Here is a 21679-nt window from a genome sequence, read left to right as displayed (position 1 = left end):
AGGCCCTCCGCGCGTCAGGCGCGCTCGAGAATGCTCACATAATTGGCGACGGCGGCCCCGCCCATGTTGAACACCCCGGCCCGGTCGGCCTTCGGGAGCTGCATGTCGCCCGCCTCGCCGGTGAGCTGCATGGCGGCGAGGGCGTGCATGGAAACGCCGGTCGCCCCGATCGGATGCCCCTTGGACTTTAATCCGCCGGAGCGGTTGACCGGCAGACGCCCGTCGCGGGCGGTCCAGCCCTCCAGGGCGGCGCGGCTGCCCTGGCCCTCGGGGGTGAGGCCCATCGCCTCGTATTCGATGAGTTCGGCGATGGTGAAGCAGTCATGAACCTCGGCGAAGGAGAGGTCGGAGAGGGAGAGTCCCGCCCTGTCCAGCGCCCGCGCCCAGGCCTCCCTGGCGCCCTCGAAACGGATGATGTCGCGCCGGGCGATCGGCAGAAAGTCGTTCACCTGGGCCGTGGCGCGGAACTTCACGGCGCGGCGGGCATTCCCGGCCACGTCGCCCTCGGCGATCACGATGGCGGCCGCGCCGTCCGAGACCAGGCTGCAATCCGTGCGCTTCAAGGGACGCGCGACATAGGGGTTCTTCTCGCTCTCGTTGCGGCAGAAGTCGTAGCCGAGGTCCTTGCGCATCTGGGCATAGGGGTTGTCCACGCCGTTCCTGTGGTTCTTCGCTGCGATGGCGGCCAGCGCGTCGGAGGCGTCGCCATGGCGCTGGAAATAGGCCTCGGCGATGCGGCCGAAGACGCCGGCGAAGCCCGCCTCGATGCCTGATTCCGTCTTGAGGTGCGAGGCCGAGAGCAGGATCTCGCCCACGCGCGGCCCCGGCGTGGAGGTCATCTTCTCGACGCCCACCACCAGCGTGACCTTGCCGCGCCTCGCGCCCAGGAAGTCGAGCGCGCCGTGGATCGCGGCGCTGCCGGTGGCGCAGGCGTTCTCGAAGCGCGTGGCCGGCTTGAAGCGCAGCTCCGGCACCGCCTGGAAGACCAGGGAGGACGGAAAATCCTGCTGCTGGAAGCCGGCATTGAAGGTGCCGAGGAAGACGGCATCGACCTCGTGGGGCTCCAGCCCGGCATCGGCGATGGCCTCGCGCGCGACGAGGCCGATCAGCGCCTCGGCGTCCGGCACCTCCTCCAGCTTGCCGAAGCGGCTATGGGCCCAGCCGATGATGGCGGCGTCATGCTGTGCGGACATGGTCACGCTCCCTCTTTGTCCGGTGAGCCTAGAGCAGGACGGGAGGGGATGCGAAGGCGCGCGGCGCCGCCTTCTCCCTGACCGCGGCTGAGCCGGCAATTTACGAGCTTGTTTAAGTATTTAGGCGGAATGGAGGATCTCCGGCCTGACTGCGGGGTCAGCCGGGTGGGGGGTAGCGCTCGAAGCCGGGGAGCTGGTCCAGCGTCGTCATCCAGGACAGGCGCTCGGCGGTCTGGATCTGGGCGCCGGGCGGGAGCTTCTCGGGCATGTCCAGCGTGGCGCTCTGCACGTCGATCAGGCCGGGCAGCATCTGCTCGTTCACATAGAAGAGCCCCGTGCCGCAGGCGCCGCAGAAGAGGCGGCGGCCATGCTCCGAGGAGCGGTAGGTGACCGGCGTGCCGGAGACCTTCAGGGCCTCGGCCGGAAGCATGGCCCAGCCCACCATGGGGGCTCCCGCATGACGGCGGCAGTCGCTGCAATGGCAGAGCGCGTGGTGCAGGATCTGTTCCGGCATCTCGTAGCGGATCGCCCCGCAGTGGCAGCCTCCCGTCAGCATGGCATCCCTCCTGGATCTTCGTGGCAATTCAGTCCGGAATGAGGAGGCTCACGGCGGCCTGGGCCGCGATGCCCTCGCCGCGGCCGGTGAAGCCCAGCCGCTCGGAGGTGGTGGCCTTCACGCCGATCCGCTTCTCATCGACGCTCATGAGCTCCGCGAGGCGGGTGATCATCGCCGGCGCATGCGGACCGATCTTCGGCTGCTCGCAGATGAGCGTGACGTCGGCATTCACCAGCATGCCCCCGCGCGCGGCGATACGGCCGGCGGCATGGACCAGGAACTGGGCGCTGTCGGCGTCCTTCCACTTCATCTGCGAGGGCGGGAAGTGGCGGCCGATATCGCCCTCGGCCAAGGCGCCGTAGATGGCGTCGCAGAGCGCGTGGATGCCCACATCGGCGTCCGAATGGCCGTCCAGGCCCAGCCTATGGGGCACCGTCACGCCGCAGAGGATGAGGGGCCGGTCCGGGACCAGCCGGTGCACGTCGAAGCCGGTGCCGACGCGCGGCATCAGGCGGGGGAGGAGGTGGGCTTCCACGCGGGCGAGGTCCTCTGGGAAGGTGATCTTCACATTGCTCTCATGGCCGCCGACCAGCGCCACCGCCGCCCCCTGCCATTCGAGGAGCTGGGCGTCGTCGGTGGCCTCGGCGGTCGCGGCCGCATGGGCGGCGCGGAGCGGGGCGAAGCGGAAGGCCTGCGGCGTCTGGGCCCGGTAAAGCCCGGCGCGGGGCACCGTCTCGCCAATGCGCGCCTCGGCGCCGCGCTTCAGCGTATCCGAGACGGGTTGGGCGGGGATGGCGCCGGGGCTCGTTTCCAGGGCGGCCAGCAGCGCCTCGATGGTGCCGGCCGGAATTACCGGGCGGGCCGCATCATGCACCAGCACCACCTCGGGCGCGTGCCCTTCGAGGGCGGCGAGCCCGGCCCTGACACTGGCCTGGCGCGTTGCCCCGCCGGTCACCGGCGGGAGGTGGGGCAGCCCCTCCAGCATCCCGGCGACGCGGGCCTCCTCGCCTGCGGCGCAGACCGGCTGCAGCCAGCGCACATGCCCCCCCGCCAGCAGCGCCTCGGCCGCCACGCGCAGCACGGGGCGACCCAGGAGGGAGGCATATTGCTTGGGTTCGGGGGCGCCGAAGCGCTCGCCGCGCCCGGCCGCCATCAGGAGAGCGGCGATCATTGCCTGCCCCATAGGCCAGTTCGGCCCGCTTGAGGAAGCGGTGTGGTGAAATACATGCCATCCCATGGCCGGCGTGGACGCGGAGCGCCGTTTTGCGTATGGCTGCACAAATGATGAGCAACCGTCTTCGTCCCATCGAACTCTCGCGCGACGTGACGATCGAAACGCCGGTGATCCTCGCTCCCATGTCCGGCGTCACGGACCTGCCCTTCCGGCGGCTGGCGCGGGCCGAGGGGACCGGCCTCGTGGTCAGCGAGATGATCGCCTCGGCCGCCATGGTCCGCGAGAACTGGCTGAGCCTGAAGATGGCCGAGACCGACGGGTTCGGCGCGCCCTCCTCGGTGCAGCTGGCCGGCTGCGAGCCCGCGGTCATGGCCGATGCGGCCCGGCTGGTGGTGGACCGGGGCGCCGCCATCGTGGACATCAACTTCGGCTGCCCGGTGAAGAAGGTGGCCCTCGGCCAGAGCGCCGGCTCCGCGCTGATGCGCGACGAGGTCCGCGCGGCGGCCATCCTCGAGGCGACGGTCAAGGCGGTAAGCGTCCCGGTCACGCTCAAGATGCGGATGGGCTGGGACCACGGCAACCTGAACGCGCCGAAGCTGGCGCGGATCGCCCAGGAATGCGGAATCCGGATGGTCACCATCCATGGCCGCACCCGCCAGCAGCTCTACACCGGCGTGGCGGACTGGGACTTCATCGCCTCGGTCAAGGCGGCGGTGGACATCCCGGTCATCGCCAATGGTGACATCCTGACGGTGGACGACGCACTGGCGGCGCTGACCCGCTCCGGCGCGGACGGCGTGATGATCGGCCGCGGCTGCTACGGCCGGCCCTGGTTCCCGCGGCAGGTCGCGGCCTTCCTGCGCGACGGAACCCGGCTGCCGGATCCGACCATCGAGGAGCAGCTGGCCATTCTCCTGCGCCACTACCGCGCCATGCTGGAGCACCACAGCCCGGGCTACGGCGTGCGCATGGCCCGCAAGCACATCGCCTGGTACTCGCGCGGCCTGCCCGGCAGCGCCGAATACCGCGCCGTCGTGAACCGCGTCGAGACGCCCGAGGAGGCCGAGGCGCTGATGCTGCGCTACTACGGCTCGCTGATCGAGGAGGGCGTGGAACCGGCCCGCGAGCCGCTGCGGGCGGCGGCCTGATGGCCACGGGCGTCATCAGCAAGGTGGCCGCCCTCGCGCGGCGGCCGCGCGTCCTGCCTTCGCCGGATTCGACCTCCATCCTTTCGGCGCTGCCGATGCCCGCCATCCTGCTCGATGCCGAGGATCGCTTCCGCTTCGCCAATCCCGCCGCCGAGATCTTCTTCCAGCACTCCGCGCAGACGCTGCTGAACATGCCGCTGGCCGAGCTGCTGCCCCCCGACAACCGGCTCTTCGCCCTGCTGCACCAGGTCCGCGTGCAGGAAAGCCCCGTCGCCGACCACGACCTCACCCTGGAAAGCCCGCGCCTGCGTCGGCACGGCGTCTCGGCCCATGGCGCGCCCATGCCGGACGTACCCGGCGGCGTGGTGCTGACCCTGCAGGACGGCTCCACGGCGGCGATGCTCGACCGCCAGCTCCACTTCCTGGGGGCGGCGCGCGGCGCCACCGCCATGGCCGCGATGCTGGCCCATGAGGTGAAGAACCCGCTCTCCGGCATCCGCGGCGCCGCGCAGCTGCTGGAGCAGGGCGCCTCGGAGGGCGACCGGGAGCTCTGCACCCTCATCCAGGAGGAGAGCGACCGCATCCGCAAGCTCGTGGACCGGATGGAGATGTTCTCCGACCGGCCGATCGAGCCGCGGGCCGTCAACATCCATTCGGTGCTGGACCATGTGCGGCGCGTGGCCCAGAGCGGCTTCGCGGCCCACCTGAAGATCGGCGAGGAATACGACCCGTCGCTCCCCGCCGTCTGGGGCGATCGCGACCAGCTCGTGCAGATCCTGCTGAACCTGGTGAAGAACGCCGCGGAGGCGGTCTCGGCCGGCGGAGCTACCGGCGGGCCCGGCGAGGTCCAGCTCGTCACCGCCTATCACCACGGCGTCCGCATCGCGGTGCCCGGCAGCAGCGAGCGGGTCCACCTGCCGCTGCAGGTCATGGTGCGGGACAACGGCGCGGGGATCCCCGAGGCGCTGCGCAGCACGCTCTTCGAGCCCTTCGTGACCACGAAGCGGGGGGGGCAGGGGCTGGGCCTCGCGCTCGTCGCCAAGCTCGTGGCCAATCACGGCGGGCTGATCGAATGCGACAGCCGCCCCGGCCGCACCACTTTCCGCCTGTCCCTCCCGGCGCCGCCCCCCGGCGAGCCGGGCCATGAGAGCGACGAATGACCGAATCCCGCACCATCCTGATCGCCGACGACGACCGGGCGATCCGCACCGTCCTCTCCCAGGCCCTGACGCGCGCGGGATACAATGTGCGCGCGACCTCCTCGGCCTCCACGCTCTGGCGCTGGGTGGAGGACGGCGAGGGCGACCTCGTGGTGACGGACGTCGTCATGCCCGACGAGAACGGGCTCGACCTGCTGCCCCGCATCAAGCGCGTCCGCCCCGACCTTCGCGTGGTGGTCATGAGCGCGCAGTCCACCTTCACGACGGCGGTGAAGGCCGCCCAGCGCGGCGCCTTCGAATACCTGCCCAAGCCCTTCGACCTGAAGGAGCTGCTGAGCGTGGTGGAGCGCGCCCTGGCCCGGCCCGCCAATGCCCAGGCGCCGGAGGAGGAAACCGAGGGCGAGCGCCTGCCGCTGATCGGCCGCAGCGCCGCCATGCAGGAGATCTACCGCACCGTCGCCCGCCTCACGACGGCCGATCTCACGGTGATGGTCACGGGCGAGAGCGGCACGGGCAAGGAGCTGATCGCCCGCGCGCTGCACGACTACGGCAAGCGCCGCACCGGCCCCTTCGTCGCCATCAACATGGCCGCCATCCCGCGCGAGCTGATCGAGAGCGAGCTCTTCGGCCATGAGCGCGGCGCCTTCACGGGCGCCCTGACGCGCGGCGTCGGCCGCTTCGAGCAGGCCGCCGGCGGCACGCTCTTCCTCGACGAGATCGGCGACATGCCGGCCGAGGCCCAGACCCGCCTGCTGCGCGTGCTGCAGGAGGGCGAGTTCACGACGGTCGGCGGCCGTGCGCCGGTCAAGGCCAATGTCCGCATCGTGGCGGCGACCCATCGCGACCTGCGCGCCTCGATCCGCGCGGGGCTGTTCCGCGAGGACCTCTTCTACCGGTTGAACGTGGTGCCGATCCGCCTGCCGCCGCTGCGCGAGCGGACCGAGGACATCCCCTTGCTGGCCCGCCACTTCCTGGACCGCGCCCGCTCGTCCGGGCTTCCGCAGAAGTCGCTCAGCCCCGAGGCGCTGGAGCGGCTGAAGCGCCATGCCTGGCCGGGCAATGCGCGCGAGCTGGAAAACCTGATGCGCCGCCTCGCGGCCCTCTACCCGCAGGAGATCATCGGCGAGGAGGCGGTGGCGGCCGAGCTGGCCGAGGCCGAGGCGCCGTCCGACGGCGCGCCGCGCAGCAGCGAGACGCTGGAGCAGGCGGTCGAGCGCCATCTCAAGCTCTTCATGGCCGCCCACAAGGACGGCATGCCCATCCGCGACCTGCACGACCGCGTGATCTCGGAGGTCGAGCGGCCGCTGCTGCGCCTCGCCCTCAGCGCCACGCGCGGCAACCAGATCAAGGCGGCGGCGCTGCTCGGCCTCAACCGCAACACCCTGCGCAAGAAGCTCCGCGACCTCGAGCTGCCTGTCGTGCGCGGGCTCTCATGACCGCATGAGCGAGCGCCCGGCCGCAACGCGCGTGCGCGTGCCCCTGCTGCGGCGGATGGCGGACATGCTGCTCGGCCGCGGCGTCACGCTGGGGCTGGCGGTCGGCGCGCTGCTCATGGGCATCGCGACCTTCGTGCTGCTCTCCGACGGCAGCCCCTTCGGCCCGACCCGGCCGGGGCAGGTCGTGGTCATCTTCCTGGTCAATACCGCGATCGTGCTGCTGCTGCTGGCCTCGCTGCTGGGCCAGCTGGTGCGCGTCTGGGCGGAGCGGCGGCGGGGCTCGGCGGGGTCGCGGCTGCACACGCGCCTCGTGCTGCTCTTCTCGGTCGTAGCCATCGTGCCCTCGATCACGCTGGCGGCCTTCTCGGTGGGCTTCTTCAACCTCGGCATCCAGGCCTGGTTCAGCGACCGGGTGCGGACGGCGCTGGAAGCGTCGCTGGTCGCGAGCCGCGCCTATTTCGAGGAGCACCAGAACAACATCCGCGCCGATGCGCTGGCCATGGCCAACGACCTGAACCGCGCGGTGGTGCTGCTGCCCGACCAGAGCCTGGCCTTCGCCCGCGTGCTCGCCACCCAGGCCAGCGCGCGCGGCCTCACCGAGGCGGTGGTCTTCGAGCCGCTGCTGGGCCGCATCGTGGCGCATGCCGGCATCAGCTCGGCCTTCCAGCTCTCGCCGCCGCCGGACTGGGCAATGGAGCTTGCCACCAACGGGGAGGTCGCGGTCATCGCCGTCGAGGAGGAGAACCGCGTCCGCGCCGTCATCGCCCTGACGCCGACCTCGGGCCTCCAGCTCATGATCGGGCGTCCGGTCGATGCCTCGGTGCTGGAGCACATGCAGCGCACCGAGGCGGCGGTCACCGCCTATCAGCAGATCGACCGGAACCGCGAGGGGCTGCAGATCACCTTCGTGATGATCTTCGCCATCGGCTCGCTGCTGGTGCTGCTGGCCGCGGTGCTGATCGGCCTCGTGCTCGCGAATCAGCTCGCCGGGCCCATCTCGCGGCTCATCACGGCGGCGGAGCGGGTGCGCGGCGGCGATCTTTCCGTCCGGGTGGAGGAGGGCGACGCGGATGACGAGGTCGGCAGCCTCAGCCGCGCCTTCAACCGCATGACCAACCAGCTCGCCGCCCAGCGCAGCGAGCTGATGGAGGCCTATCGCCAGATCGCCGAGCGGCAGAACTTCACCGAGGCCGTGCTGGGCGGCGTCTCCGCCGGCATCGTGGGCCTCGACGCCGAGCTGCGGGTGAACCTGCCGAATCGCAGCGCGAGCCAGCTGCTCGGCATCGACCTGGAGCGCGAGATCGGCCGCCCCATGGCCGAGATCGCGCCGGAATTCGCGGCGCTGCTCGCGAATCCGGGCACGACGCGCACGGCGGAGATCCGCATCGGCCCTCACAATGCCCGGCGCACGCTGCTGGCCCGCCTCTCACCGGAGATGGAGCAGCAGGGCCATGTGCTCACCTTCGACGACATCTCGGCGCTGCTGACCGCGCAGCGGCAGGCGGCCTGGGCCGATGTGGCCCGGCGAATCGCCCATGAGATCAAGAATCCGCTGACCCCCATCCAGCTCAGCGCCGAGCGCCTGAAGCGGCGATACCTGAAGCAGATCCACGACGATCCCGAGACCTTCACCGCCTGCACCGACACCATCGTCCGCCAGGTCGGCGACATCGGCCGGATGGTGGACGAGTTCAGCGCCTTCGCCCGCATGCCGCAGCCGGTCATCCGCACCGAGGAGATGGGCAAGATCGTGCGCGAGGCGTTGATCCTGCAACAGAATTCCCGGCCGGAGATCGAGTGGATCACCGACCTGCCGGAGCATTCCGTCTATGGCGCCTGCGACCGGCGGCTGATCAACCAGGCGCTCATCAACCTGCTGAACAACGCCGCCGACGCCATTGCCATGCGCGTGCAGCGGGACGAGGATGAGGGCAAGGAGCGGCCGCGTCCGCTCGGTCATATTCGCGTCAGTCTGCAACCCGATGGCGACATGCTCGTCATTGCGGTGGAGGATGATGGAATCGGGTTGCCGGAAGGCGTCGAGGTCGATCGTCTCACCGAGCCCTATGTGACGCACAAGGCAAAGGGGACAGGCCTTGGTCTTGCCATCGTGAAGAAGATCATGGAGGACCATCGCGGGCGCATCGTACTGAGCGACGCGAGCGAGGTTCAAGTTGGGGGACAGGGCCTGGGACGCGGCGTCCGCGCCGAGCTGTTCCTCCCAGCACGGGAGGCCGAGGTTCTGGAAGGTGACCTGATGGAGCGCGGCCATGGCGCATGACATCCTGATTGTCGACGACGAGCCGGATATCCGCTCGCTCATCGACGGCATCCTTTCGGACGAGGGCTACGAGACCCGTCAGGCGCATAATTCCGATACCGCGATCGCCCATTTCCGCGCCCGACGGCCCTCGCTGGTGATTCTCGACATCTGGCTGGCCAATTCGCGGCTCGACGGGCTCGGCATTCTCGATGCACTGCATCGCGAGGAGCCGCATGTCCCCTGCGTCATGATCTCGGGCCACGGCAATATCGAGACGGCGGTGCAGGCCATCCAGCAGGGCGCCTACGACTTCATCGAGAAGCCCTTCAAAAGCGACCGGCTGCTGCTCATCGTGGCGCGCGCGCTGGAGGCGGCGAAGCTGCGGCGCGAGATCAGCGACCTGCGGCTGCGCGCCGGCTCCGAGATGGAACTGGTCGGCGTCTCGCAGGCCATGGCCCAGATGCGCGCGGCCATCGAGCGCGTGGCACCCACCAATTCGCGCGTGCTCATCAGCGGGCCGGCGGGCACGGGCAAGGAAGTGGCCGCGCGCATGCTGCACGCCCGCTCGCGCCGCGCCGACGGCCCCTTCATCGCGCTGAACTGCGCCACGCTGAACCCAGCCCGGATCGAGGAGGAGCTCTTCGGCGTGGAGCCGCATGGCGACCAGCCGCGCCGCGCCGGCACGCTGGAGCGCGCCCATGGCGGCACCCTGCTGCTCGACGAAGTCGCCGACATGCCCATGGAGACCCAGGGCAAGATCGTCCGCGCGCTGCAGGAGCAGGGCTTCGAGCGCATTGGCGGCGCGACGCGGGTGAAGGTGGACGTCCGCGTCATCGCCACCACCAACCGGGACCTCCAGGCGGAGATCACCGCCGGGCGCTTCCGCGAGGATCTCTTCTACCGCCTCTCCGTCGTGCCGCTGCGCATGCCCGCCCTGCGCGAGCGGCGCGAGGACGTGCCGGCGCTGGCGCGGCACTTCATGGCCCGCTCCATCGAGACCTCGGGACTCTCGCCGCGCGGACTCGCCGAGGACACGATCGCGGCGCTGCAGACCTATGAATGGCCGGGCAATGTCCGCCAGCTGCGGAATCTCATCGACTGGCTGCTCATCATGGCGCCGGGCGAGGCCGGCCAGCCCATCCGTGCCGAGGCCCTGCCGCCCGAGATCGTCTCGGCCGCGCCCTCGATGCTGCGGCTGGACCGTTCCAGCGAGATCATGACCCTGCCCCTGCGCGAGGCGCGCGAGATGTTCGAGCGGCAGTATCTGGAGGCGCAGCTGCTGCGCTTCGGCGGCAATATCAGCCGCACGGCGAACTTCGTCGGCATGGAGCGCAGCGCGCTGCACCGCAAGCTGAAGTTCCTGGGCGTGCAGGCGGAAGACAGGGCCTCGGGGACGGCGTAACCTTCGCGCCTGTTTCCAGCAGGTAAGGCCGGCATGTCGAAGATCGCCTATGTGAACGGGGCCTATCTCCCCCAGCGCGAAGCCGCCGTGAACATAGAGGATCGCGGCTACCAGTTCGGCGACGGCATCTATGAGGTGGTCCACGTCCATCGCGGCCGCTTCATCGACGAGGACCGGCATCTCGGCCGGCTGGAGCGCTCGCTGAAGGAGATCCGGCTCCCCATGCCGATGCCCCGCGCCGCCTTGCGCCTGGTGCTGCTGGAGGTGCTGCGGCGGAACCGGATCGCGGCGGACGGACTGGTCTATATGCAGGTCTCGCGCGGCGTGGCGCCGCGCGACCACGCCTTTCCCAAGGTGCCGGTGCCGGTCTCACTGGTGGTGACGGCCAAGCGCATCCCGGCCTATCCGACGAACCTCGACGCCACGGCCATCGCCGCCGTGACCCATCCCGACCTGCGCTGGGCCCGCTGCGACATCAAGACCATCAACCTGCTGCCCAACGTGCTCGCCCGCCAGGCCGCGCGCGAGGCGGGCGCCGCCGAGGCAATCCTTTACGACGAGGCGACCGGCATGGTGACGGAATGCGCCGCCACCTCCTTCTGGATCGTCGACGCCGGCGGCACGCTGCGCACGCGCCACCTGGACCACGCCATCCTGCCCGGCTGCACGCGCGGGGCGCTGATCGCCGAGCTGGAGGCGGCCGGTATCGCCTATAGCCTGGAGGAATTCAGCCTCGACGAGATGCGGGCCGCGCGCGAGACCTTCCTCACCTCGGCGACGGGCTTCGTGAAGCCGATCACGCGGATCGACGGGACGAACGTCGCGGACGGCAAGGTCGGCCCCGTGACCCGCCGGCTCTTCGAGATCTTTACGCGTCACGTGAAGGCCAGCGCGGGCAACGTGGCGTGACCGTGTCCGATGACCGGAGGGCGGAGCCCGAAGGTTTGAATCGGCCGCGCAGCCCCGTGTCCGATAACCGGAGGGCGCAGCCCGGAGGTCTGAATCGGCCGTGCAGCCCCGCCTCCGATGACCGGAGGGCGGAGCCCGAAGGGGTGAACATGCCGCGCAGCAACCCCCCGGCTGCGATCCTCTTCGACTGGGACAACACGCTGATCGACGGCTGGGCCGCGATCCAGTCCGGGCTCAACGCGGCTTTCGCGGCCTTCGGCAAGCCGCCCTGGTCGCGCGAGCAGGTGTTGGCCAATGTCCGGAAGTCCTTGCGCGACAGCTTTCCGGAGCACTTCGGCGACCAATGGGAGCGCGCCCGCGACATCTTCTACGAGGCCGTTCGCGCCACGCATCTGCAGGTCATCGCCCCGCTGCCCGGCACTCTCCTGATGCTGGACGCGGCGGCCCGGCTGCCGCTCGGCGTCGTCTCCAACAAGCAGGGCCCGCTGCTTCGCGAGGAGGCGGCCCATCTGGGCTGGGGCGCCCGATTCCGCGCCCTGATCGGGGCAGGCGACGCCCAGGCCGACAAGCCTTCCGGCCTGCCGCTGGAGCTCTGTCTCACGCGCATGGGCCTGCGCGCCGGGCCTGACATCTGGTACGTCGGCGACACCGGGGTCGACATGCAGGCGGCGCGGGCGGCCGGCTGTAAGCCAGTGCTGCTGGGCGATGCAGCGCATGACGGCGGCGTCGCGGCCCTCGATCCAGACCTGCATTTCGCCGATGGGGAGGCGCTGGCGCGCTGGCTCCGGGCCCTGGACAAGGGGGGCTAGAGGCCCGACATTCCGCCCTTCATGAGCGGGGGCCCGACCGCCGCTCAAAATCCGACCGCAAGAACAAGAAGGAGGCCTTCATGGCCGAGAAATCCCAGAACGTGCAGGATGTGTTCCTGAATCACGTTCGGAAAAGCAAAACTCCGGTGACGGTGTTCCTCGTGAACGGCGTCAAGCTCCAGGGCATCATCACCTGGTTCGACAATTTTTCGGTGCTGCTGCGCCGCGACGGGCACACTCAGCTCGTCTATAAGCATGCGATCAGCACCGTCATGCCGGGCGCGCCCATTATGCTGTTCGACCCGCAGGCCGCGGGCGCCGCGGCGCCGGCCCAAGGTGCGGCCCAGGCGGCAGCCAGCCCGGCCGCTCCTGCACGGGAGACAACCCTGACCATCGGATCACGGGAGCCAGCCACTGCCCGAGAAGAGTGAAGAGGCCGCGTCCGCCCCGACCCGCGCCGCGGTCATCCTGCCCTATGAGCGGGCGCAACGTTCCAACGTCCTGGAATTCGCGCCCGCCGGCGCCTTGCCGCGCGCGGCCGAGGCGCGCCTCGCCGAGGCGGTAGGCCTCGCCGCGTCGATCGGCGTGACCATCGTCCATTCGGCCATCCACCCGCTGCGCCAGCGCCGCCCCTCGACCCTGATGGGCGAGGGGCAGGTGGCCATGGTGAAGCAGGCGCTGGAGGAGCAGGAGGCGACGCTGGTCGTCGTCGACGCGGCCCTGACGCCCGTCCAGCAGCGCAACCTGGAGCGGGAGTGGGGCGCCAAGGTCATCGACCGCACGGGCCTCATCCTGGAGATCTTCGGCGACCGGGCGCGGACCCGCGAGGGCACGCTGCAGGTCGAGCTCGCGCATCTGGAATACCAGCGCACGCGACTCGTGCGGTCCTGGACCCATCTCGAGCGGCAGCGCGGCGGCTTCGGCTTCCTGGGCGGCCCCGGCGAATCGCAGATCGAGATCGACCGCCGGCTGATCGGCGAGCGGATCGTGAAGCTCAAGCGCGAGCTGGAGCAGGTGCGCCGCACGCGCGGCCTGCACCGCAAGGCGCGCGAGCGCGTGCCCTATCCCGTCATCGCGCTGGTCGGCTACACCAATGCCGGCAAGTCGACGCTGTTCAACGCCCTGACGGGTGCCGCCGTCTACGCGCAGGACCAGCTCTTCGCGACGCTGGACCCGACCATGCGGCAGATCACGCTGCCCTCCGGTCGGCACGCCATCCTGTCCGACACCGTGGGCTTCATCAGCGAGCTGCCGACCCAGCTCATCGAGGCCTTCCGGGCCACGCTGGAGGAGGTCGCGGCCGCCGACATCATCCTGCACGTGCGCGACGTGGCGCATCCCGACAGCGTGGCCCAGCGCAACGACGTGGCCGGCGTGCTGGACGAGATGACCGAGGGCCCCGACGCCCCGCTGGACGAGGGCTGGCGGGCGCGCAGCATCGAGGTGCTGAACAAGGCCGACCTGCTCGGCGGCACCCAGGCCCTCGCGCCGCTGGCGCAGGGCGGCCTCGCCGTCTCCGCGCTCACGGGGGAGGGTCTCGACGAACTGCGCGAGGTGCTGGACGAGCGCCTCTCCGCCAGCATGCTGACGGAGCGCTTCGAGCTGCCACCTGAGGACGGCGCGCGCCTCGCCTGGCTGTACCGCCACGGCGAGGTGATCGAGCGGAGCGAGGCCGATGGGCTGGTCCAGGTCACCGTGCGGCTGTCGCCGGCCGACAGGGCGCGCTACGCCCAGCTCTCATGAGGATCACGCCCGGCCAGGCCAGTGACGTCGCGGCGATGCTGCGGGATGCGGCCCGGGCGGAGATCCTGCCGCGCTTCCGGCGCCTCGCCGCCGGCGACATTCGCGCGAAATCCGGCCCGCTCGACCTGGTGACCGAGGCGGACGAGGCGGCGGAGCGGCGCATCACGGCCGAGCTCTCGGCGCGCTTCCCCGAGGCCATGATCCTGGGCGAGGAGGCAGCCGCGGTCGATCCCTCGCTTCTCGCCGCGATGGCCGGGGCGGAGCTTTGCTTCGTCATCGATCCGGTGGATGGAACGGCGAATTTCGCGGCCGGCGTGCCGCTGTTCGGCGTCATGGTCGCCGCGGTGCGCAATGGCGAGACCATCGCCGGCTGGATCCACGACCCGATGGGCGACGACACGGTGATCGGCCTGCGCGGCGAGGGCGCCTGGGTGCAGTCGCCCGGTGGCGGGCGGCACGACTGCCGCGTCGCGGCGCCCGGCCCGGTCTCGTCGATGGTGGGCGCCGTCTCCTGGGGCTATATGCCGCCGGAGCGGAAGGCGCGCATCCTGCCGCGTCTCGCCCGGCTCGCCGGGACGCTGAATTTCCGCTGCGCCGCGCACGAGTACCGGCTGGCGGCGACGGGCGGGACGCAGCTGCTCGTCTACAACAGGCTGATGCCCTGGGATCACGCCGCCGGCGTGCTCATCCATGCGGAGGCGGGCGGCCATTCCGCGCAGTTCGACGGCACGCCCTATTCGCCCCGCAAGCACGCGGGCGGCCTGGTCTGCGCGCCGGATGCCGCCAGCCATGCGGAGGCCATGCGGGCCTTGTTCGGCGAGGACTGATGGCGCCGGGCTTCGCTCCGCGAGCCGCCGACCGCAAGCTGCAGCGCCCGGCCGAGGCCGTCTTCGGCCTGGACGACCGGGTGCCCCTTCCCACCGCCGCCGGACTGGCCTTCCAGCACCTCGCCGTCCAGGCGATCTTCCTCGTCCTGCCGGCGGCGATCGCGGCCGACTTCGGGATGGACCCGCGCGGCGCGACGAACTTCCTTTGCCTCTCGATGCTGGCCATGGCGCTCTTCGCGGCGCTACAGGGGCTGCGGAAGGGGCCGCTGGGCGCCGGCTACCAGGTTCCGGCCATTCCCTCGCCGGTCTTCGTCGGCGTCTACCTGCTCTGCGCGGGGGCGGGGCTGACGCCGGACCGGACGGGGGCTCTCCTCGTCATCGCCGGCGCCGTGGCGATCGCCGCGAGCCTGCTGATCCGGCGGCCGCAGGCGCTGGTGCCGGCGGAGCTGGCGGGCCTCGTGGTCGTGCTGCTCGGCGTCTCGTTGGTGCCGGTGATGCTGGACGAGCTGCGGCTGCGCGCCCCCCCGGTCGGGATGGGGCATGTCGGCGACGTGGCCGTCTGCCTCGCCGCCTTCCTCGTGATGGTGGGCATCGCGCTCTCGCGCACGCGGCTGGCGCCCTATGGCGTGCTGGTCGGCGCCGTGTCCGGCTGGGGCGTGGCGGCGCTGCTGCCGGGCGATTCAGGCCTGGCGGCGATCCTCGCGGCCAATCCCTGGCTGGCCTGGCCCGCGCCCATCCTGCCGCGCTTCGACGGCTTGCCGATCGCGCTCGTGCTGGGCTTCGCCTTCGCGCTCGTGCCGGCCAAGGCGGTGCTGCTGGGGAATCTACTGGCCCTGCAGCGCGCCGCCGATGCGGGGTGGCGCAAGCCGGACGGCGGACCGCTGCGGCGCGGGCTGCTGGCGAATGCCGCGACCCTGGCGGCCTCGGGCCTGTTCGGCGGCATGGCGCCCTCGGCCTCGGCGGCCTGCGTGGGGCTCTCCATCGCGAACCGCACGCTGGCGACCGGCATCGCCCTGGTGGGCGCCGCGATGATGGCCGCGCTGGCCTTCTCGCCCAAGCTGGTGGCGCTCTTCGTGGCCATGCCGGGGGCGGTGAAGGCGGCGATGGTGCTCTATGCGGTCTGCTTCATCATCGCCACCGGCTGCCAGCTCATCACGTCACGCATGCTCGACGTCCGGCGCAGCCTGGTCGTGGGGCTCGGGCTCGTGATGGGGCTGGCGGTGGTGGTGGCGCCGCGGCTCTTCGCCGAGCACCTGCCCGCGCTGGCCTCGCCGCTGACCTTCGGCGCGCTGACCGGCTTCCTGCTGCACTTCGCCACGGCCCCCTTCATGGTCCGGCAGGCGAGCTTCGTCCTGCCTCTCGACGCCTCGCTCCCGCGCGTCGCCGAGGACGAGGCGCTGCGGCTCGGCGGCGCCTGGGGCGCCAGGCGCGGCACGATGGAGAAGGTGGAGCATTTCTGGATCGAGATGGGCGAGGTGCTGGCGGCGCGGGGCCTCTCCGCCGCCCAGGTCCAGGCGCGCCACGCGGAGGGCGAGGTCGCGGTCACCCTGCGCTTCGCGGGGCCGCCGCTGCCCCCGCCCACGGCGGCGCCACATGTCCTCGCGCTGGAAGGCGAGCGGGCCGAGCAGGAGGCCTTCATGCTCTGGCTCGCCACGCGCGAGGCGAGCCGCCTGGAACGCCGCGACCACGAATGGCGCGCGGTGTTCGACGACGCCTGAAAGCCTCTACGCGCAGCCCATCTTCGCGGCGAGATCCACGAAATCCGCGCCCACCCAGTCCCAGGGATCCTCGGCGCCAAGATCCTTGGTCTGGCCCTCGCCATGTTCGCTCGGGCGCGGCACGAAGGCCGTCCTGAGCCCGGCCTTGCGGGCGGCGCGCAGGTCGCCGTTATGGGCCGCGACGAGGCAGACCTCCTCCGGCCTCATCGCCAGGATCTCCGCCGTGCGCAGATAGGCCTCGGGCTGCGGCTTATAGGCCCGCGTGGGCTCCGCGCCGAGGATGGCGTCCCAGGGCAGGCCGGCGCGCTTGGCCATGTTGGCCATGAGCGCGATGTTGCCGTTGGACAGCGTGCCGAGAAAATACTTCCGGCTCATCCGCGTGAGGCCGAGCACCACGTCCGGCCAGGGATCCAGCCGGTGCCAGGCGCGGTTCAGGTGATCGAGGTCGCCCTCGCTCGCGCCGGTGATGCCGTTGGCGGCGAGCACCTTCTCCAGGCTCTCCCGGTGCAGCACGTCCAGCCGCGTCCATTCGCGACGCCCGGAGCGGCATTCCTCCATGCCGGGCTGGTAGAGGGCGCGCCAGGAATCGGCGAGCGCGAAGGGATCGAGGTCGGCGCGGCCGAAGGCCGGCAGGAAGGCGGCGAATTCGCGCGCGACGCCCGTGCGCCAGTCCACGACGGTCCCGAAGACGTCGAAGACGAGGGCTTTGACCTGGCTCACTTCGCGGCCTCCCTGGCGGCGGCTTCCGCCCAGCGCCTGTCGAATTCCCAGACCTCGGGGAAGCCCATCAGCTCGCAGATGCGGCCGAAGCCGTAGCTCTCCTGGGCGGGCAGGCCGTTGCTGTCGCCGGTCTGCTTCAGCTCGGCATAGACACGCTCCAGCGCCGCCGCGACCGCGAGGAAGCCCACGGCCGGATAGATGGCGATGCCATAGCCGATCTCGCTCAGCCGCGCCTTGGAGAGAATCGGCGTGCGGCCGCCCTCCACGTTGTTGGCGAGCAGCGGCCTGTCGGTGATGGCCTTGCCGATGGCGACCATCTCCTCCTCGCTCTCGGGGCTCTCGATGAAGACGATGTCGGCGCCGGCATCGCCATACATCCGGCCGCGACGGATCGCCTCCTCGAGGCCGAGGCCCGTGCGCGCATCGGTGCGCGCGACGATGAGGAAGTTGGGATCCCGCCGGGCCTCGGCGGCGACCTTGATCTTGAGCACCATCTCCTCGGCGGGAATGACGCGCCGGCCCGGCGTGTGGCCGCACTTCTTCGGGACCTCCTGGTCCTCGAGCTGGATGCCCGTGACGCCGGCGGCCTCGTAGCCCATCACCGTGTGGCGGACGTTCAGCAGCCCGCCATAGCCCGTATCGGCATCGGCGATGACCGGCGTCTTCGACATCTGCGCGAAGCGGCCGATGCGCGAGATCATGTCGGTATAGGTCGCGATGCCGGCATCGGCGACGCCGAGCGAGGAGGCGACCGTGCCGAAGCCGGTGACGTAGAGGCAGTCGAAGCCCATCCCGTCCGCGACCTTGGCGCTGATCATGTCGAAGATGCCGGGCGCGACGACGAACTTCTTCGCGTCGAAACAGGCCTTGAGGGTGGGATTCGCCATTTCGGTTTCCTAGGCTTTGGTCAGGCGGCCGGCGGCGGCGGCCGCGGCCCAGAGGGCGTCCTCGCGCTGCATCGCCGCCAGCGTGGCCGGCGGAGCGCGCAGGTCGGGCTCGATACCCATGGAGGTGAAGCGGGCACGCAGCGCCGGGTCGTCATAGGCCGTCCGCAGCAGGCCGCCGATGCGGGCCATGATCGGGGCGGGGATGCCGGCGGGCCCGAGCAGCGCGACCCAGCCGGGCAGGTCGAAATCGGGGATGCCCTGCTCCTGCATGGTGGGCACGTCCGGGAAGAAGGGCGTGCGCGTGGCGGTGCTGACGGCGATGATCTTGGCGCGGCCGCCCGCCATAAAGGGCATCGCGCTGGCGCTGCTGGTCCAGCCCAGCGGCAGGTGGCCGGCCACGATGTCGGTCATCAGCTGGCTGCCGGCGCGATACTGCACGTCGGGGATCTCGGCGCCGATGCGCCGCGCCATCTCCTGGCCGATGAATTGCGAAAGCGACTCCGTGCTGCCGGTGGAGAGCCGCGTGGGGTTGGCGCGGGCGAAGGCCGCCAGGCCCCGGATGTCGTTGAAGGGCAGGCTGTGCGAGGCCGCGAGCACCATGGTGCTGCGCGTCAGCATGGCGACGGGGGACACGTCGCGGACGGGGTCGAAGGGCAGGCTCGGCAGCACATGCTTGTTCATCACATGGGCGGAGACCACGGCCATGAGCGTATGCCCGTCCGGCTCCGAGCGGACGACGACCTCGCTGCCGATAACGCCGGAGGCGCCGGCGCGGTTCTCGATGACGATGGGCTGGGACATGTGCGGACGCATGGCATCGCCGATCGCGCGGGCCAGGATGTCGGTCCCGCCGCCGGAGGCGTAGGGGACGATCACGCGCACGGGACGCTGCGGCCAGGCGGGCTGGGCGGAAGCGAGCCCCGGCAGCAGGGCTGGGGCGGCCAGGATGGCGCGTCTGCGGATCATGTCGGTTTCCTCGTTTGGCGGCAGCTTCGCGCGGCTTGGGCCGATGCGGAAGCCCCGCTTCCATGGCAAGCTTCCCGGCATGACAACGAGCGTCACCGTCCTCGGCCTGGGCTATGTGGGCCTGCCCACCGCGGCGCTGCTGGCCAGCCGCGGCCTTCGCGTGCACGGGGTGGACACCAGCGCCGCGGTGCGGGCCACGCTGGCGGCCGGGCGCAGCCACATCGCCGAGGCCGATGTCGAGGCGCTGCTGGAACGGGCGCTGCGGGCCGGGCTCTTCACCCTGCACGCGGAGCCGCCGCCGGCCGATGTCTTCGTCATCGCGGTTCCGACGCCGCTTGGCCCCGGCCATGCGCCGATGCTGGGCCATGTGCTGGACGCGGCGCGGGCGCTGGCGCCGGCACTGAGGTCCGGCGACCTCGTGCTGCTGGAGAGCACGAGCCCGATCGGCACCACGGCGCGGATTGCGGAGCTGCTGCGCGGGCTGCGGCCGGAGCTGGGGGAGGTGCATGTCGCCTATGGGCCGGAGCGCGTGCTGCCTGGCCGCATCCTCGCGGAGCTGGTGGAGAACGACCGGGTGGCGGGCGGCCTCACCCCCGAGGCGACCCGGCGCGCCGTGGCCTTCTACCGGCTCTTCGTGCGCGGCGAGGTCCACGCCACGGATGCGGCGACGGCGGAAATGGTGAAGCTCTCCGAAAACGCCTTCCGGGACGTGAACATCGCCTTCGCCAACGAGCTGTCCCTCATCGCCGGACGGCACGAACTCGATGTCTGGCGGGTGATCGAGCTCGCCAACCGGCATCCGCGGGTGAACATCCTGAAGCCGGGCCCTGGCGTCGGCGGCCATTGCATCGCGGTGGACCCCTGGTTCCTCGCCCATGGCGCGCCGGAGGCCGCGCGGCTCATCCCGGCGGCCCGCGCGGTGGACGCGGCCAAGCGCGCCGCCGTGCTGGAGCAGGCCTCGGCGCTCTGCGCGGCCGGCGAGCGCGTGATCTGCCTCGGCCTCGCCTTCAAGGGCGACGTGGACGACCTGCGCGAGAGCCCCGCGCTCGCGATCGCCGCCGCGCTGGCCCAACGCCATCCGGGCCTCGTGGTGGCGGTGGAGCCGCATCTGGACGCGCCGCCGGCCGGGCTGGAGGCGCCGCTCCTGTCACTCGACGCCGCGCTGGAATTGCCGGGGACGTTGCTGGTATTGACGGATCACCGCGTCTTCGCGCGCCTTCCGCCCGCCGCCCTGGCGGGCCGCCGCATCATCGACACCCGCGGAATCTTCCGCCGCCCGATCGTCCCCCATCGAGAGGAGAACGCCTGATGCCCGAGGGTTCCATGAGCCTGCCCGCGCTCGCTGCCATCGAGGCGGTGGTGCGCACCTATCTCGACGGCCTCTACGAGGGCGACGGCGCGAAGATTTCCGCCGCCTTCCACCCCGTTGCGCATCTCTACAGCGTGGCGAAGGACGGCACGGTGGCCGACCTGCCGCGCGCGCAATGGCTGGAGTGGATGGCCGCGCGCCAGAAGCCGAGCGAGATGGGCTTCCAGCGCGAGGACCGCGTGCTGGCCATCGACATGGCCGGCGAGGACGCGGCCTGCGTGAAGGTGAACTGCTGCATCCCGCCGCGCTACTTCACCGACTACCTGCTGCTGCTGAAGACCGGCGAGGGCTGGAAGATTGTCAGCAAGAGCTTTCACACCGACGTGAAGTGACCCCGGCTTGGAGGCCTCCCCTCGCGGCGATAGTCTCGCCGCAAACGGGAGAGCCTCCATGACCAACCGCGCCCGCGTGCTCCTCTGGACGGACACGCCGAAGGATTATGTCGCCGCGATCGAGGCCGCGGGCCTCGCGCCCCGCGTCCAGGTCGAGACGCTGCCGCGCGCACAGGCGCCGAGCGAGGCGCAGCTCGCCGAGACGGAGATCCTGCTCGGCTGGGTCGTGCCGGCGGGCGTGCTGCCGCGCATGGGAAAACTGCGCTGGGCGCAGGCGCTGATGGCCGGCGTCGAGGGATGGCTGGCGCTGCCCGACCTGCCGGCGGACCTCCTCCTCACCAGCGCGCGCGGCACGCATGGCGATTCCATGCCGGAGAACATCCTCGGCGCGCTGTTCCACCTGACCAAGCCCTATGCCGCGGCCGCCGAGGCGCAGAAGGAGAGCCGCTGGGAACGGCGCGTTCCCGTGTCGCTGAACGGGAAGACCCTGGGCATCCTCGGCCTCGGCGCCATCGGGCAGGAGCTGGCGAAGATCGCGACCGCCCTGCGCATGCAGGTCATCGGCACGCGGCGGAACCCGGCGCCGGCCGAGGGCGTGTCCGAGGTGCTGCCGCCGGAGCGCACGGACGAGGTGCTGGCGCGCTCCGACTTCGTGGTCCTGCTGCTGCCGTCCACGGCGGAGACGGAGAACTTCATCGATGCCGGCCGCCTGGCGAGGATGAAGCCCGGCGCCTGGCTGCTGAATTTCGGCCGGGGCTCGGCCATCGTGGATGCGGACCTCGTCGCCGCCGTCGAGGGCGGAAGGATCGCGGGCGCGCTGCTCGACGTGTTCCGCCAGGAGCCGCTGCCGGCCAGCCACCCCTTCTGGACGACGAGGAACATCAAGGTGATCCCGCATGTCGGCGGCATGCATGCCGAGCGCGACAAGGCCGTGGCGCGACTCTTCGTCGAGAACCTGCGGCGCTTCCTCGAGGGGAAGCCGCTGCTGGCCGTGGTGGACCGGGCGGCGGGCTATTGAAGCGCGGTGATCGAGGGCGCGAAGGCGCCGAAATCTGAGTCGCGCGCCA

The 21679-nt window shown here is 71.1% G+C and carries 20 protein-coding genes; 14 read left to right on the top strand and 6 right to left on the bottom strand.

Annotated features, from left to right (window positions below):
- Window positions 1-14 precede the first annotated feature (14 nt).
- The 3 genes from EJV46_RS16670 to EJV46_RS16660 all read right to left on the bottom strand — a co-directional run bounded on the left by EJV46_RS16670 (window position 15) and on the right by EJV46_RS16660 (window position 2920).
- Window positions 15-1193, bottom strand: coding sequence for an acetyl-CoA acetyltransferase (locus tag EJV46_RS16670; RefSeq protein ID WP_131549839.1), 1179 nt, complete (start codon window positions 1191-1193; stop codon window positions 15-17).
- Window positions 1194-1350: 157 nt separating this feature from the next.
- Window positions 1351-1749: a GFA family protein gene (locus EJV46_RS16665; RefSeq protein WP_131549838.1), complete on the bottom strand. Its 399-nt coding sequence runs from the start codon at window positions 1747-1749 to the stop codon at window positions 1351-1353.
- A gap of 28 nt (window positions 1750-1777) precedes the next feature.
- The gene (locus EJV46_RS16660; protein ID WP_131549837.1) at window positions 1778-2920 is read right to left on the bottom strand and encodes a bifunctional 2-C-methyl-D-erythritol 4-phosphate cytidylyltransferase/2-C-methyl-D-erythritol 2,4-cyclodiphosphate synthase; all 1143 of its coding nucleotides are present in this window, start codon (window positions 2918-2920) and stop codon (window positions 1778-1780) included.
- 110 nt (window positions 2921-3030) lie between these two features.
- Here EJV46_RS16660 and dusB point away from each other — a divergent pair, with 110 nt between their 5' ends.
- The 11 genes from dusB to EJV46_RS16605 all read left to right on the top strand — a co-directional run bounded on the left by dusB (window position 3031) and on the right by EJV46_RS16605 (window position 16338).
- Window positions 3031-4071 (top strand): tRNA dihydrouridine synthase DusB, encoded by a 1041-nt coding sequence (gene dusB / locus EJV46_RS16655; protein ID WP_131549836.1) that lies wholly within the window; start codon window positions 3031-3033, stop codon window positions 4069-4071.
- A complete protein-coding gene (locus EJV46_RS16650; RefSeq protein WP_131549835.1) occupies window positions 4071-5231 on the top strand; it encodes a nitrogen regulation protein NR(II) in 1161 nt (386 codons plus the stop codon). Before dusB ends, EJV46_RS16650 begins: the two co-directional genes overlap by 1 nt.
- Window positions 5228-6667, top strand: a complete 1440-nt coding sequence (ntrC, locus tag EJV46_RS16645; protein ID WP_131549834.1) for a nitrogen regulation protein NR(I) — start codon at window positions 5228-5230, stop codon at window positions 6665-6667. The genes EJV46_RS16650 and ntrC overlap by 4 nt, the downstream gene beginning before the upstream one ends.
- 4 nt (window positions 6668-6671) lie before the next feature.
- Window positions 6672-8948 (top strand): PAS domain-containing sensor histidine kinase, encoded by a 2277-nt coding sequence (locus tag EJV46_RS16640; RefSeq protein WP_131549833.1) that lies wholly within the window; start codon window positions 6672-6674, stop codon window positions 8946-8948.
- The gene (locus tag EJV46_RS16635) at window positions 8938-10332 is read left to right on the top strand and encodes a sigma-54 dependent transcriptional regulator (RefSeq protein WP_131549832.1); all 1395 of its coding nucleotides are present in this window, start codon (window positions 8938-8940) and stop codon (window positions 10330-10332) included. Before EJV46_RS16640 ends, EJV46_RS16635 begins: the two co-directional genes overlap by 11 nt.
- 33 nt (window positions 10333-10365) lie before the next feature.
- Entirely contained in the window at window positions 10366-11241 is an 876-nt protein-coding gene (locus EJV46_RS16630) for a D-amino-acid transaminase (protein WP_131549831.1), read from the top strand.
- A gap of 149 nt (window positions 11242-11390) precedes the next feature.
- A complete protein-coding gene (locus EJV46_RS16625; RefSeq protein ID WP_131549830.1) occupies window positions 11391-12050 on the top strand; it encodes an HAD family hydrolase in 660 nt (219 codons plus the stop codon).
- A gap of 80 nt (window positions 12051-12130) precedes the next feature.
- The gene (gene hfq / locus EJV46_RS16620) at window positions 12131-12481 is read left to right on the top strand and encodes an RNA chaperone Hfq (RefSeq protein WP_131549829.1); all 351 of its coding nucleotides are present in this window, start codon (window positions 12131-12133) and stop codon (window positions 12479-12481) included.
- Complete coding sequence (gene hflX, locus EJV46_RS16615; protein ID WP_131549828.1) at window positions 12465-13793, top strand: GTPase HflX; 1329 nt, start codon at window positions 12465-12467, stop codon at window positions 13791-13793. The genes hfq and hflX overlap by 17 nt, the downstream gene beginning before the upstream one ends.
- Window positions 13790-14620 (top strand): inositol monophosphatase, encoded by an 831-nt coding sequence (locus tag EJV46_RS16610; RefSeq protein ID WP_131549827.1) that lies wholly within the window; start codon window positions 13790-13792, stop codon window positions 14618-14620. The genes hflX and EJV46_RS16610 overlap by 4 nt, the downstream gene beginning before the upstream one ends.
- Window positions 14620-16338, top strand: a complete 1719-nt coding sequence (locus EJV46_RS16605; protein ID WP_131549826.1) for a solute carrier family 23 protein — start codon at window positions 14620-14622, stop codon at window positions 16336-16338. Before EJV46_RS16610 ends, EJV46_RS16605 begins: the two co-directional genes overlap by 1 nt.
- Window positions 16339-16344: 6 nt before the next feature.
- On the opposite strand, the gene EJV46_RS16600 is transcribed toward EJV46_RS16605, so the two are convergent.
- Genes EJV46_RS16600 through EJV46_RS16590 form a run of 3 tightly spaced genes read right to left on the bottom strand, consistent with a single transcriptional unit; the run spans window position 16345 to window position 18911 of the window.
- Window positions 16345-17058 carry a haloacid dehalogenase type II gene (locus EJV46_RS16600; protein WP_131549825.1) on the bottom strand — a complete coding sequence of 238 codons (714 nt, stop codon included), beginning with the start codon at window positions 17056-17058 and terminating at the stop codon, window positions 16345-16347.
- Window positions 17055-17945 carry an oxaloacetate decarboxylase gene (locus tag EJV46_RS16595; protein ID WP_131549824.1) on the bottom strand — a complete coding sequence of 297 codons (891 nt, stop codon included), beginning with the start codon at window positions 17943-17945 and terminating at the stop codon, window positions 17055-17057. Before EJV46_RS16595 ends, EJV46_RS16600 begins: the two co-directional genes overlap by 4 nt.
- Before the next feature lie 9 nt (window positions 17946-17954).
- Window positions 17955-18911: a tripartite tricarboxylate transporter substrate binding protein gene (locus EJV46_RS16590; RefSeq protein ID WP_165585587.1), complete on the bottom strand. Its 957-nt coding sequence runs from the start codon at window positions 18909-18911 to the stop codon at window positions 17955-17957.
- A 43-nt stretch (window positions 18912-18954) separates the two neighbouring features.
- Between EJV46_RS16590 and EJV46_RS16585 the strand changes: the two genes are divergently transcribed.
- Genes EJV46_RS16585 through EJV46_RS16575 form a run of 3 tightly spaced genes read left to right on the top strand, consistent with a single transcriptional unit; the run spans window position 18955 to window position 21630 of the window.
- Entirely contained in the window at window positions 18955-20220 is a 1266-nt protein-coding gene (locus tag EJV46_RS16585) for a nucleotide sugar dehydrogenase (protein WP_206020850.1), read from the top strand.
- Window positions 20220-20612, top strand: coding sequence for a nuclear transport factor 2 family protein (locus tag EJV46_RS16580; protein ID WP_131549821.1), 393 nt, complete (start codon window positions 20220-20222; stop codon window positions 20610-20612). Before EJV46_RS16585 ends, EJV46_RS16580 begins: the two co-directional genes overlap by 1 nt.
- Before the next feature lie 58 nt (window positions 20613-20670).
- Window positions 20671-21630: a D-2-hydroxyacid dehydrogenase gene (locus EJV46_RS16575; RefSeq protein WP_131549820.1), complete on the top strand. Its 960-nt coding sequence runs from the start codon at window positions 20671-20673 to the stop codon at window positions 21628-21630.
- Window positions 21631-21679: the final 49 nt, after the last annotated feature.

The organism is Roseococcus sp. SYP-B2431 (assembly GCF_004336745.1).
GTDB lineage: Bacteria > Pseudomonadota > Alphaproteobacteria > Acetobacterales > Acetobacteraceae > Roseococcus.
Note: the sequence above shows the minus strand (reverse complement) of the source record. Positions and strands in the feature narration are given on the sequence as shown.